Origin of the sequence: Actinospineispora spinosispora DSM 44797 (assembly GCF_000429025.1) — a bacterium.
In the GTDB taxonomy this organism is placed as follows: Bacteria; Actinomycetota; Actinomycetes; order Mycobacteriales; family Pseudonocardiaceae; genus Pseudonocardia; species Pseudonocardia spinosispora.
In genome coordinates, this window is the sequence record NZ_KE386833.1 from 1,113,004 (window position 1) to 1,125,145 (window position 12,142).

Annotated in this window: 12 protein-coding genes; 7 read left to right on the top strand and 5 right to left on the bottom strand. The window is 70.3% G+C overall.

Features of this window, described 5'->3' with window-relative positions; all coding sequences use genetic code 11:
* Nucleotides 1–4: 4 nt before the first annotated feature.
* Nucleotides 5–568, bottom strand: coding sequence for a PP2C family protein-serine/threonine phosphatase (locus G406_RS59085; RefSeq protein ID WP_245607244.1), 564 nt, complete (start codon nt 566–568; stop codon nt 5–7).
* Nucleotides 451–1,284 (bottom strand): GAF domain-containing protein, encoded by an 834-nt coding sequence (locus tag G406_RS59090; protein WP_245607245.1) that lies wholly within the window; start codon nt 1,282–1,284, stop codon nt 451–453. The genes G406_RS59085 and G406_RS59090 overlap by 118 nt, the downstream gene beginning before the upstream one ends.
* 224 nt (nt 1,285–1,508) lie before the next feature.
* On the opposite strand from G406_RS59090, the gene G406_RS50610 reads away from it, so the two are divergent.
* The 3 genes from G406_RS50610 to G406_RS57370 all read left to right on the top strand — a co-directional run bounded on the left by G406_RS50610 (nt 1,509) and on the right by G406_RS57370 (nt 3,536).
* A complete protein-coding gene (locus G406_RS50610; protein WP_037078597.1) occupies nt 1,509–1,853 on the top strand; it encodes an STAS domain-containing protein in 345 nt (114 codons plus the stop codon).
* A 137-nt stretch (nt 1,854–1,990) separates the two neighbouring features.
* Nucleotides 1,991–2,662: a neutral zinc metallopeptidase gene (locus G406_RS0129025; RefSeq protein WP_037079226.1), complete on the top strand. Its 672-nt coding sequence runs from the start codon at nt 1,991–1,993 to the stop codon at nt 2,660–2,662.
* Nucleotides 2,663–2,726: 64 nt separating this feature from the next.
* On the top strand, nt 2,727–3,536 hold the full coding sequence (locus G406_RS57370; RefSeq protein WP_051342804.1) for a hypothetical protein: 810 nt from the start codon (nt 2,727–2,729) through the stop codon (nt 3,534–3,536).
* A 23-nt stretch (nt 3,537–3,559) separates the two neighbouring features.
* Here the strand turns inward: G406_RS57370 and G406_RS54670 are convergent, their stop codons facing one another.
* From G406_RS54670 to G406_RS0129045, 3 genes are all read right to left on the bottom strand, one after another.
* Nucleotides 3,560–4,495 carry a helix-turn-helix domain-containing protein gene (locus G406_RS54670; RefSeq protein WP_028936494.1) on the bottom strand — a complete coding sequence of 312 codons (936 nt, stop codon included), beginning with the start codon at nt 4,493–4,495 and terminating at the stop codon, nt 3,560–3,562.
* Between the two features lie 34 nt (nt 4,496–4,529).
* Complete coding sequence (locus G406_RS50625; protein WP_051342805.1) at nt 4,530–6,053, bottom strand: alpha/beta hydrolase; 1,524 nt, start codon at nt 6,051–6,053, stop codon at nt 4,530–4,532.
* Nucleotides 6,054–6,380: 327 nt separating this feature from the next.
* Nucleotides 6,381–7,316, bottom strand: coding sequence for a LysR family transcriptional regulator (locus G406_RS0129045; protein ID WP_028936495.1), 936 nt, complete (start codon nt 7,314–7,316; stop codon nt 6,381–6,383).
* Nucleotides 7,317–7,400: 84 nt separating this feature from the next.
* On the opposite strand from G406_RS0129045, the gene G406_RS0129050 reads away from it, so the two are divergent.
* The 4 genes from G406_RS0129050 (at nt 7,401) to G406_RS0129065 (ending at nt 12,135) form a co-directional block, all read left to right on the top strand.
* On the top strand, nt 7,401–8,696 hold the full coding sequence (locus G406_RS0129050) for an aspartate aminotransferase family protein (RefSeq protein WP_028936496.1): 1,296 nt from the start codon (nt 7,401–7,403) through the stop codon (nt 8,694–8,696).
* Nucleotides 8,697–8,818: 122 nt separating this feature from the next.
* Nucleotides 8,819–10,543, top strand: coding sequence for a cytochrome c biogenesis protein DipZ (locus G406_RS0129055; RefSeq protein WP_028936497.1), 1,725 nt, complete (start codon nt 8,819–8,821; stop codon nt 10,541–10,543).
* Between the two features lie 72 nt (nt 10,544–10,615).
* A complete protein-coding gene (locus tag G406_RS0129060; RefSeq protein ID WP_028936498.1) occupies nt 10,616–10,930 on the top strand; it encodes a hypothetical protein in 315 nt (104 codons plus the stop codon).
* Nucleotides 10,931–11,091: 161 nt separating this feature from the next.
* On the top strand, nt 11,092–12,135 hold the full coding sequence (locus G406_RS0129065; protein ID WP_028936499.1) for an NAD(P)-dependent alcohol dehydrogenase: 1,044 nt from the start codon (nt 11,092–11,094) through the stop codon (nt 12,133–12,135).
* The last annotated feature ends 7 nt before the right edge of the window (nt 12,136–12,142 follow it).

Sequence of the window (12,142 nt, forward strand, 5' to 3'; positions counted from 1 at the left end):
GCGACTACACCAGAGTGGTGGGTGGGGTGTCCGGGCGATGGAGGACGAGAACCGCGACGTCGTCCTCGGGGGTGTTCGAGCCGATCAGCTCGACCATGATCTGAGCACACACCCTCTCCGAGGGCGCGGCTGTGACCGCATGGGTCAGCGCGAGTAGCCCATCGTCGAGCGAGTGCCCCCGGCGTTCGATCAACCCGTCCGTGTAGCAGCAGATACTGGATCCGAGTGGGATGGCGACGGTGGTGGTGCGCCGGGGTGGTGTGTTCGCCGTGACCGTGGCCGGAATGCCGACCGGGAGGTCGGCGGGTGCTTCCAGGACGCGCGCCGAGGCCGCGCCCGGCTCGGCGAGCACGGGGGGTGGATGGCCCGCCAGCGAGAGGCTCATCCGGTCGTGAGACGGCTCCAGTACCGCGCAGAGTGCTGTGGCCATGAGGCCGGGGTGGAAATAGGTCACCTGCTTGTCCAGTTTGGTGAGCAGGTGCGCCGGGTCCTCGGTCTCCAGCGCGTAGGCACGAAGTGCGGTGCGCATCCGCCCCATGGCGTGAGCGGCTTCGAGGCCGTGTCCCATGACGTCGCCGACCACGAGGCACAGCCGGCCGGACGGGAGAGCGAAGGTGTCGTACCAGTCGCCGCCGATCGCTCCTTCGTCACCGGGCACGTACCGGGCAGCCAGCTGCAGACCCGGGACCCGCGGGAGCGTCGCGGGAAGGAGTTTGCTCTGCAACACCCGCGCGGCCGACCGCTCCGCTCGGACAGCCGGGCCTGGAGCGCCATGGCGGCGCGGTCGGCGACGAGCTGGAGCAGCCGCGAGTCGTGCTCGGTGAAATGACGGGGTGCCAGTGTGCCGACGTGGAGCACGCCCAGCACCTCACCCGAGGCGAGCAGCGGGACACCGAGCATCGCCCGGATGCCCTTGTTGATCAAGATGGGATTGAACACCGTGGTCGCGTCGACATGGGAGATAGCGACCGGTTCCTTGGCCGCCGCGACCCGCCCCGCGAATCCGGTCCCCAAGGGGATGCGTACGCCTTGCCGGACCTCCTCCTCGATACCGTGCGCGACCGTCGCCACCAGCTGCTGCGAGTCCCGGTCGAGCATCAGGACCGCGGCGGTGTCGGCTCGAAGGAACTGGCGGGCCCTGGCAAGTAGCTCGTTCAGAAGCTGTTCGAGGTCCAAGTGCGCCAAGGTCGCGTCGGTGAAGGCCTCCAGCTGGCGAAGACGCTCGGTGGGGTCATCGCCGCCCAGGTCGACCGAGGAGGCATCCAGGCCATGATCTTGGGACACGCCGCACTCTAACGCGTGCCTCGCGCGAGGTGTGCCTGATGTGCTCCGGTCGGCGGCGCCGGGTGCATACCTGTGCCAGCAGTGGGTAGGTGCGACCTCGCGCAGCGTCGCCGAGTGGCGGCGCCGGTTACGGGAGACATGAATGATGAGCCCACGGAAACGTGTCGCCGAGTGGTCGGCCTGCCGAACGCTCTGCTTGTCGTACGTCCGGCACGGACGCTGACATGGCCGGTCGTGAGCCGGTTTTGAACCTCACCGTGAAAGAGGAGACCCATCGCGTTCGCCTGGTGGTGGAAGGCGACATCGACCTCGTCACCGCGGCTGAGTTCCGTCGGGTACTCGCGGACACGGCCGCTCGTCACGAGCGACTGGTACTGGACCTCACCGGGGTCGTGTTCATCGGGAGCGTCGGGATCAGTGCGTTGTACCGGCACGCCGACCGCCTGGCGGCGGTCCTGGTCGCTCCGGGCAGTCTCATCGCCAGGGCGCTGTCCATCGCGGGGTTCAGCATGCTCATCCAGCCGACGGTGGTGGGAGAACCTCGGTCGCGGCGGCCACCTCCGGCCTGATCACCGCTGGCCGCTCACGCATGGTCCGCGCGTTTCCGGGGTCCGTGCGTGCCATGGCGAGCGCCTGGCGTGACCGGTGCTCTTCTCACAAGGGGCGGATTCCGGCGGACGGGGGCAGACTGCGCCTGGTGCGGGTGATGCTGGTGGTTTTATTGGTGCTGGCTGGTTGGGTTTCCGTGTGGCCGGGTCTGGCCTCGGCCGACCCGGCGCCGGCGCGCCCCGGAGCCGTCCCGACGATCAATCCTCCGGATCCGGCGGCGGTGGACGCGGCCGAGCGGGACGCCGTCCGGGCCATCGACGGGTTCTGGCGCAACGACTTTCCCGTTCTGTTCCACAAGCCCTACACGAGCCCGCGAGTCGGTGGCGCCTACGTGGGAACCGGCGGTCCGGCGTGCGGTGGACAGCCCTCGGCGGCGAACAACGCGTTCTACTGCCCGTCGGGTGACTTCCTCGCGTGGGACCAGAACCTGATGACGATCGGCTACCAGAGGGTCGGCAACTCGTGGATCTACCTGATCATCGCCCACGAATGGGGGCACGCCATCCAGTCGCGGCTCAACAGGTCTCTGGTGTCGGTGGCCGCCGAGCTGCAAGCCGACTGCCTCGCCGGGGCGACGCTCGCCGGCGCGCAGCGGCAGGGACTGATCGCCCTGCAACCAGGGGACGACGAACAGCTCGGGGCGACGCTCACGTCGCTGGCCGACAACTACCCGTGGACGAGCCAGCGTGATCACGGCGACGCCCGTCAACGCACGGCCTCGTTCAACCTCGGTTCCCGGCAGGGCGTCCTCGCCTGCCTGGCCCGCTGAACCCGGCGTGATCCGTCGGCCCGTCAGAGGCTTACCGGCGCCGTCACGTGGGAACCCCACGGGTATGGCAACACGAGGCAACGGGGACCAGATCACGACGCGACGAAGGCACCGCACCGCGCGGTACGGACTGGGGGCGGCGGCCGGCGGGCTGGTACTCGTGCTCGGCGCGTGCGGCGGCCAGGCGCCCCCTCTGGCGCCGCCCGCGCAGAGCGCACCGCCGGCCGCGAACGCGCGGAGCTACCTCGGGCAGCAGGTGACGATGGTGGGCACGGTCGGGCAGATCTACGGGGAGAACGCGTTCACGATCGTGCTCGGCGGTGCCTCCAACGGCGAGGCGGGAACGGACAACAGCCGCCAGCAGGCGCTGCTGGTGCTGTCCAGGAGCGCGGTGGCTCTGCAGCCCGGCTCTTCCGTCCAGCTCACCGGGACCCTGACGCCGGGGTTCTCGGCACAGGCGGCACAGCGCTACGGGGCGTCGCTCCCGGCGGGCGCCGCCGGTGATGCGTACAACGGCCAGCCCTACGTCGAGGCGCTGTTCGTGGCGCCCCGGATCAGCGCGAACGTGACCGCGGGTGGCGACGGTGGCTTCACCGGGGACGGCATCGGCAGCACCGGGACCACTGCTGCCGGTACCGGGAGCGACCAGCGGAGCCCCCGTGCCACCGACACCGGCGGACCAGGTGGTGGCTCCGGCAGCACCGGGAACAGCGGCGGATCCTCGGGAGGCTCCGGCGGGTCCGGTGGCTCGGGCGGCGGGTCCGGCGGCGGTAGTACGGGCGGCGGTAGTACTGGCGGCGGTAGTACTGGCGGCGGTGGCACCGGTGGGGGTGGTGCAGGCGGCGGCACGGGTGGCGGCGGCTCCGGAGGCTGACGCCGGGCGCGGTGGGGAGACCGTCACCGGCCTGCCCGCAGGTCGGAGGGGGTCAGCCCGAAGTGCGCCTTGAAGGCGCGGGTGAAGTTGCCCGGATCGGTGAAACCCCACCTCATCGCCGTGCTGGTCACCGACCGGGCCGGGTGGGCGAGCAGGTCGGCATGGGCGTTCTCCAGGCGACGCCGACGGACGAAGGTGCTCACCGACTCGCCCGTACCCGCGAAGATGCCGTGCAGCGTGCGCAGCGAGATCGCGTTGTCCGAGGCGATCGCCGAGGGCGTGAGCCCGGGCTCACCGAGGCGCCGCTCGATGGACCGGCGGACCATCGGGAGCAGCGCCGTCCGTAACGGCACCGGGTCGGTGACCGGCTCCGTCTCCTGGTCGATCAGTCGGAGTAGCCGCACCAGGGAGTCCAGCGCCGTGCGGCCCGCGCCGGGCGTCATCGCCGGGAGCTCCTCGGCCAGGGACGTCACGAACCTTCCGAGCAGCCGGTGCCGTGCGGTGGCCGGCGGCACCCGGGTCAGGTGCCGATCGGCCAGGTGCCCCGCGGCGGCGCGGGGCAGCAGCAGGCTCCAGGTTCGCAGGCGGCCCTTGATGTGGAAGCTGCCGGACTGCTCGCCGTCGACGACGTAGATGTCGCCCGGACCGAGAAGGGTGCCCCGTCCTCGGTGGTCGACGTAGTCCTGACCGCCGGCCATCATCGTGACGGCCACCTCCGCCGAGCCGCCGCCGATGCGCACCCGGGATCCGCCGAAGAACAGGTCCGGGACGTCGTGCTCGACCACGGACAGGTCCCCGAAGCGCGAGCGCCGAATGTACGCGCTGCCGCCGCGCCGCCGCTCGGACCTGTCGATGCTCATCGTGAACGGCATCAGCGTCGCGGCGACCGTGGCGTAGAAGCCGTCGACCGCGTCCGGGTCACGGCGCGGGTCGAACACCCATTCCTGCGTGCCGTTCACGCAGCGAAGTGAACACCCTCCGTGGCGCCGCCCGCTACCTCGGCGCGACCATCCGGTCCCGGCTGTTCAGCTCGTGCCGGCCGCCGTCGCGTCCGCAGACTATATCGTGGTCAGGACGGGTGCCCTCGACGAGGAACCGGGTGACCGCCTGGTCACCACAGGTGTTGCCGTTGGCGAGGTAGACACCGTGCCCACCCGAGTCGACGCTGACCAGCCGGGCGGCGTCACCCAACGCTTCGCGCATCCGGACGGCGCCGACGTGCGGGGTGGACGGGTCCCGCAGGTTCTGGACCAGTAGCAGGGTTGAGGCGTCGGGCACGGCCACGCGCACCGCGGGCCCGGCGGCGGGCCAGAACGAGCACGGAAACAGATTGGCCGGCATGCCGGCGGTGAGTGGGAACGCCGCTCGGTTGCGTGCCACCTCGGCGGCGTAGCGCGAGGTGTCCGTCGGCCAGCCGACGTCGTTGCAGACCGTCGCCGTCAACACCGCCGCGCTGTTCTGCAGCGCGTACTCCGGTGGCACGGGCGGGGCCTGCGGCAGCGGGGTGCCGGTGGTCACCGCGTGCACCAGCGCGGCGAGACGGGGGAAGCCGACGTCGCTGTACAGCGAGTTGAGCATGACGTCGCGCAGGCCGTTGCCAGTCAGCTCGGCGGGTACGGCACCCGGCCAGGGGACCGGACGACGGTCGAGATCGCCGGCAACCCGCAGGAACGTCGTGCGCACCGTGGCGGGGTCCGCGCCGAGCCCGTACTCGCCGTGGCGAGCGGCGGCCCATGCCGCGAAGTCCGGGAACCGATCCTCGATGCTGATCGCATAGTTGGCGAGCCAACCCCGCGCGACCTGGTCAGGGTTCGGGTCGTCGTTGCTGTCGAGGACGACCCGGTCCGTGCGGTCGGGGAACAGGGTGGCGTAGACGGCGCCCACGTACGTGCCGTAGGAGACACCCCAGTAGGAGATTCGGCGTTCACCGAGTGCCTCCCGGATCCGGTCGATGTCCGCCGCTTCGGTCCGGGTGCTGAGGTGACGCATCATCTCGCCGCCGTTGCGCGCGCAGGCGTCCGCGACGCGTCGTGCCCTGGCCACGTTGTCGGTGATGTCGCCGTCCGGTGCCGGCCACGGTTTCAGCACGGCGGGCACCATGTCGTTGCCTGCCAGCCGGCAGGACACCGGAGTGCTGGCGCCCAGGCCTCTCGGATCGAAACCGACCAGGTCGTAGGCATCGGCGACCTGCTGGGGCAGGCGCCCCAGCGAGGTGCTCGGGCGTGCCAGACCGGTGCTGCCGGGCCCGCCGGGGATGAGTATCAGCACGCCGCGTCGCCGAGGTGACTCGGACCGGATCCGGGAGACGGCGAGTGAGATCCGAGGCCCGTCGGGTCTGGCGTGGTCGAGAGGTACCGCGACGGTGGTGCATTCCTGCCGGGGGTTCAGCGGCGCGGCCGGGTCCGGGGCACAGGGCACCCAGTGCGGACCGGCGGTCTCACGCTCCTGGGGCGAGGCACAGGCGGTCAGCGCAAGAAGCGCGACGATGAGCAGCAGCAGTGTGCGTGGTCGGGTCATCTGGGTCCTTCGTGCCCGCGCCGCGTGCGGCGACACCGTGGGAGATCGGTCTCGCCCAGCGTCGTCGGGACGGGTCCGTGGCTCCATGGGGCGAGCCCGCGTGGATCAGGTAGGGCTGGCTCCACCCCGTCGATGCCCGGACTGTGCGTGGACACAGCTCCGGTCTCCCGGCGGCGGACGAACCGCGCCCGGCCTCGGCGACACCCGCACCGACCGTGGTCTCGGCCGCGGACCGGGCATCACGCCGCTACGCGTCACCGCACGTGGTGCCCAGGGCTAGAGAACCGATCGTTTCGGGCGGCGAGGGCTTGCGCGCGAGGTCGCCACTCACGAGCTGTGCTCTGTCCGTGCGGCGAGTGTCGGGGACAGCGCCGGGATGTCGGGGTGGTCGCGCAGGGCACCGACGAGCGCGTCGACCGCCGCTCGGGGCGCCGACCCCCGGCGCACGACGATCGCCACGTTGCGATGCACCGGGGTGGTGAGCTCACGCGTGACCAGCCCGGGGCCGGGAGCGACGGCGAGCGCCGGCAGCAGTGCGATCGAACCGCCGGTCTTCACGTGCTGGAGCAGCAGCAGGTAGTTGCCGAACCGGCAGGCCACCCGGGGTTCGAAGCCGGACTCGTGGCACAGCCGGTTGGTCAGCTCGGCCATGTAGGAGCCGGGCCGGTCACAGGACCACGTCTCGTCCGCGCAGGCGGCGAGAGCCACGACCTTGCGCCGGGCGAGCGGATGGTGCGACGCCATGACCAGCACCACGGGATCGGTGCCCAACGGGACGATCTCCAGATCGGGGTCCCAGGGGAACTCGACGTAGTCGGTCGTCGTGACGATGACGTCGACCTCGCCGGTGCGCAGAGCCGGTCCGCTCTCGTGTGGTTCGGCCTCGATCAGCTCCACGTGCAGGTGCGGATGAGACTGAGCGAGACGAGCCGCCGCGGGAACGGCGAGCGTATGGATCGCGCTCTGGAACACCCCCAGCCTGACGGTGCCGATCGGCTCGTTGTTCAGCGCGCGCACCTCGGACTCCGCCTCGGCGATCCGGTCGAGGATCTCCCTGCCTCGACGGGCGAGTACGACACCGGTCCTGGTCAGCCGAATCCGCCGCCCGGAGCGTTCCAGCAGCCGGCCTCGGGTCTCTGTCTCGAGCACCGCGAGCTGCTGGGACACGGTCGACGGGCTCAGGTGCAGCGTCTCGGCGACCGCGCGGACGGTGCCGAGGCTGTCGAGCAGCACGAGCATGCGCAGTCGCCACGGATTCAGCACCGGTCAATTGTGCGTCATCATCGAACAGATACGTCGACAGTGTGTGATGGACGCGCACGAATGCGGTCCGTAGCGTCAACGACCATGCCGGCTGACACCATCGCTCTGGAACGACACCTGATCCGCTACTCAGGTCACGGGGCCTTCAGCCCCGGGATCATCGCTCGTGCCGAGGGCAGCTCGGTGTTCACCGAGGACGGTCGGGAGCTGCTCGACTTCACCTCTGGGCAGATGAGCGCGATCCTCGGCCACTCCCACCCGGAGATCGTCGCCACCGTCCGGGAACAGGTCGGCAGGCTCGACCATCTCTACAGCGGGATGCTGAGCCGCCCGGTGCTCGAGCTGGCCCGGCGACTGGCCGAGACGCTGCCGGCACCGCTGGACAAGGCCATGCTCCTGACCACGGGGGCCGAGTCGAACGAGGCCGCCCTGCGCATGGCGAAGCTCGTCACGGGCAGGCACGAGATCGTCTCGTTCGCCCGCTCCTGGCACGGGATGACCCAGGGCGCCGCGAACGCCACCTATGTGGCGGGCCGCGCCGGATACGGCCCCGCCGCACCGGGCAACTTCGCCCTCCCCGTCCCCGACCGCTTCCGCCCCGACATCGTCGACGCCGACGGGAACCTGGACTGGCGCCGACAGCTCGACCTCGGCTTCGACCTGGTCGACGCCCAGTCGGTCGGCAGCCTCGCGGCCTGTCTGGTCGAGCCGATCCTGAGCTCGGGCGGTGTCGTCGATCTGCCTCCTGGCTACCTCGCCGCGCTGCGGGACAAGTGCCACGAGCGCGGGATGCTGTTGATCCTGGACGAGGCACAGACCGGTCTGTGCCGTACCGGTGACTGGTACGCGTTCGAGCGCGACGGGGTCGTCCCCGACATCCTCACCCTGTCCAAGACCCTCGGTGCCGGGCTACCGCTGGCCGCTGTGCTGACCAGCGCCGAGATCGAGCAGGAGGCGCATGGCCGGGGGTTCCTGTTCTTCACCACCCATGTCAACGACCCGCTCCCCGCCGCCGTCGGTAACACCGTCCTGGACGTGTTGAGCCGCGGCCGCCTCGATCTGCGCGCCGGTGAACTGGGTGAACGGCTGCGCACCGGTCTGGACAAGCTCGCCGTGCAGCACTCGGTGATCGGCGACGTCCGGGGTCGTGGTCTGCTGGTCGGGCTGGAGCTGGTCGACGAGCCTGGTCGTGAGGACGTCGACCGTCTCGGCGCGGCCGTGACGCGGCGTTGCGGCGAGCTCGGCCTGCACATGAACATCGTGCAGCTGCCGGGCATGGGTGGCACGTTCCGCATCGCCCCGCCGCTGACCGCGACCGACGCCGAGATCGACAGGGGCCTGGCGATCCTGGACGCCGCGCTGACCGACGTGACGAGCTGACCCCTTTCCCGCATTCGTAAGAATTCGGCGGTCGGCTGATCGCGTCACGAGGCCGTAAGAACAGAACCGTTCCTGTCGTGCGTTACTTCTTGAAGAAACGCGAATAGCGACGGGGGAGAGTTTTGTTCCTGCTGATTGTCGTGGGTCTGCTGGCCGGGATCGTCACGAGCCTCTCGCCCTGTGTCCTGCCGGTGCTACCGGTCGTCCTTGCGGCGGGCGTGCCGCGCCGACAGGACGATCAAGCGGCGGAGGGCCAGGAACGACCGGTATCGCGGAGGTCGTGGCGGCCGTACGCCGTCGTCGCGGGCCTGGTGATCAGCTTCAGCGCGTCGACGCTCTTCGGCTCGCTCGTGCTCGGCTCGCTCGACCTTCCCCAGGACCTGCTGCGGGACGTCGGCGTGGTGGTGCTGGTGATCATCGGCCTCGGTCTGCTCTGGCCCCGCCTCGGAGATCTGCTCGAGCGACCGTTCGCCCGCGTCCCGGGCCGCGCGGTCAATCCGGACGGCAACGGGATCGTGCTCGGTCTGGGGCTCGGGCTGCTGTTCGTGCCGTGCGCGGGCCCGGTGCTCGCCACCATTGCGGTGGTCGGGGCGTCACACCGGGTCAACGGAGAGGCACTCGTCCTCACCGCCGCGTTCGGCGTCGGAGTCGGGGTACCGCTGCTGGTGCTCGCGCTGGCCGGCGACAAGCTCGCTCGCCGCACCGGAGTCCTGCGTCGCCATGCGCGGAGTCTGCGGACGGTCGGCGGTGTGGTCATGATCGTGGTCGCGGCGTTGATCGGGCTGAACCTGACCGACGGGCTGCAGCGAGCCGTTCCCGGCTACACGAACGCGCTGCAGAACGCCCTCACCAGACCCGCGACCGACCAGCTGCGCACCCTCGCCGGCGGCGGATCACAGCCGACCGACGCGGGCCCCGGCTGCAGCGCGGGCGCCACGTCCCTTGTCGACTGCGGCCAGGCTCCGGAGCTGACCGGCATCACCGGCTGGCTCAACACCCCGGGCGACCAGCCGCTGAGCCTGGCCGCGCTGCGCGGCAAGGTGGTGCTGATCGACTTCTGGACATACTCGTGCATCAACTGTCAACGGACGCTGCCCCACGTCCAAACCTGGTACAGCACCTACCAGAACTCCGGCTTCGTGGTGATCGGCGTGCACACCCCGGAGTTCGCGTTCGAGCACGTCGCGTCGAACATCGCCGAGCAGGCGCCGGTGCTGGGGGTTCACTATCCGATCGCGATCGACAACGACTACGGGACGTGGAATGCCTACCACAACGAGTACTGGCCGGCGGAGTACCTGATCGACGCGGCGGGCGTCATCCGGCACGTGTCGTTCGGAGAGGGCGGCTATGCCGACACCGAGGCGTTGATCAGGCAGCTGCTCGCGCAACGCGACCCCGCCCAGGTACTTCCACCACCGACCGAGGTACCGGACACCACGCCGACCCGGGCGCTCACCGAGGAGACCTACCTCGGCTACCACTACGCACCCTTGCACGTCAGCGGAACGGCGCCGGACAGCGACGGCTCCGCGACCTACCGGTTCCCGACGACGGTCGACCCCGACACGTTCGCCCTGGACGGGACCTGGAAGGCAGGCCCGGAAGCGCTCACCGCGGGCTCGGGAGCCCGCCTCCAGCTGAACGCGCAGGCCCGGGACGTGTACCTGGTGCTCGGCGGCCAGGGCAGTGTGTCGATCACCGCCGACGGTATGCCAGCCAGGACGGTGACGGTGAGCGGGCCACCGACGCTCTACCCGGTCCTGAGCCAGCCGGACGGACGACGCGTGACGATCAACCTCGCGGTGAGTCCCGGGGTACAGGCCTATGACTTCACGTTCGGCTGATCCGAGAAGTCTTACCGGTCGATAGCGGTCCGTTTACCGTCCGCTGGCCTGCCCACCGGCAGGCTCGACGCCATGAGCGAACGACGGACCAACGGCATCGGAATTCTGATTCCGGGCTTCCCTCGCCAGCGCGACCGCGAGTCCCTCGAGTACGGCGCGGACGCGGTGGAGGTATGGCTGGACGCGGTCGGCGCCTCGGACGAACCGCCCGCGCTCGACGACGACGCCGACGACCTGCGGCGGATCAGTGAGCTCGCCCTCTCCGGGGCCTGCGAGGCGGAGGTCACCGATGCGGTCCGCGCGGCGCGCGCCAGCGGGTGGGGATGGGCGCCGATCGCGCGGCTGCTCGGCGAGACGCGGGATGAGGCGCGGCAGCGGCTCGGCTAGCGCTGTTCCGTGCGAATGGTCACCCCGTCGGGGGCTCGATCAGCGCCGCATCCGCGGCTGAACTAGCCTCGGAAGCTGGCAAGTGCGCACTCGGGCTTGTTGTCCCGCATCGGCGACGCCGACAGCCGCACATCGCGATCGAGCAGCGAAAGAGGTACGACATGACATCGACGCCGGCATTCGCCGCACCCCGCGCGGGCGCGCCGCTCGCCAGGACCACCATCGAGCGGCGGGACCTTCGGCCCGACGACGTGCGAATCGACGTCGCCTACGCGGGCATCTGCCACAGCGACATCCACCAGGTCAAGGAGGAGTGGGGCGGCAGCATCTTCCCGATGGTGCCCGGCCACGAGATCGCCGGCACGGTCGCCGAGGTCGGGCCCGAGGTCACCGCCTACCAGGTCGGCGACCGGGTCGGGGTCGGCTGCATGGTCAACTCCTGCGGCGAGTGCGAGTACTGCCGCGCGGGGACCGAGCAGTTCTGCACGAAGGGCAACGTCCAGACCTACAACGGCACCGACTACGACGGAGCCGTCACCTACGGCGGCTACAGCCGTCAGATCGTGGTCCGCGACGCGTTCGTCTGCGGCATCCCCGACGGCCTCGCGCTGGATGTGGCCGCTCCGCTGCTGTGCGCGGGAATCACCACCTACTCTCCGCTGCACCACTGGGGCGCAGGCGAGGGCAAGAAGGTCGCCGTGGTCGGCCTCGGTGGACTCGGGCACATGGGGGTCAAGATCGCCGCGGCACTCGGCGCCGAGGTCACGGTACTGAGCCAGAGCCTGAAGAAGCAGGAGGACGGGCTGCGCCTCGGTGCCACCGACTACTACGCGACCGGCGACGAGGGCACGTTCCGCACGTTGCGCGGGCGCTTCGACCTGATCCTCAACACGGTGTCCGCGCCGTTGCCGATGGACGCGTACCTGTCGACGCTGCGTGTCGGCGGTGCGATGGTCAACGTCGGGGCTCCGCCGGAGGCGCTGGGTGTCAACGTGTTCTCGCTGCTGGGCGGCAACAAGGTGCTCGCCGGGTCGATGATCGGGGGCATCCCGGAGACCCAGCAGATGCTGGAGTTCTGCGCGGAGCACCAGGTCGGTGCAGAGGTCGAGGTCATCGGTGCCGACGACATCAACAGTGCCTACGACCGGGTCGAGAACAGCGACGTGCGCTACCGGTTCGTCATCGATACCAGCACGATCGACTGACGGCGGT

Coding starts and splice junctions, on each gene's coding strand:
- G406_RS59085 (WP_245607244.1), bottom strand. CDS start 568: ATGGGACACGGCCTCGAAGCCGCTCACGCCATGGGGCGGATGCGCACC.
- G406_RS50610 (WP_037078597.1), top strand. CDS start 1,509: ATGGCCGGTCGTGAGCCGGTTTTGAACCTCACCGTGAAAGAGGAGACC.
- G406_RS0129025 (WP_037079226.1), top strand. CDS start 1,991: ATGCTGGTGGTTTTATTGGTGCTGGCTGGTTGGGTTTCCGTGTGGCCG.
- G406_RS57370 (WP_051342804.1), top strand. CDS start 2,727: ATGGCAACACGAGGCAACGGGGACCAGATCACGACGCGACGAAGGCAC.
- G406_RS50625 (WP_051342805.1), bottom strand. CDS start 6,053: ATGACCCGACCACGCACACTGCTGCTGCTCATCGTCGCGCTTCTTGCG.
- G406_RS0129050 (WP_028936496.1), top strand. CDS start 7,401: ATGCCGGCTGACACCATCGCTCTGGAACGACACCTGATCCGCTACTCA.
- G406_RS0129060 (WP_028936498.1), top strand. CDS start 10,616: ATGAGCGAACGACGGACCAACGGCATCGGAATTCTGATTCCGGGCTTC.
- G406_RS0129065 (WP_028936499.1), top strand. CDS start 11,092: ATGACATCGACGCCGGCATTCGCCGCACCCCGCGCGGGCGCGCCGCTC.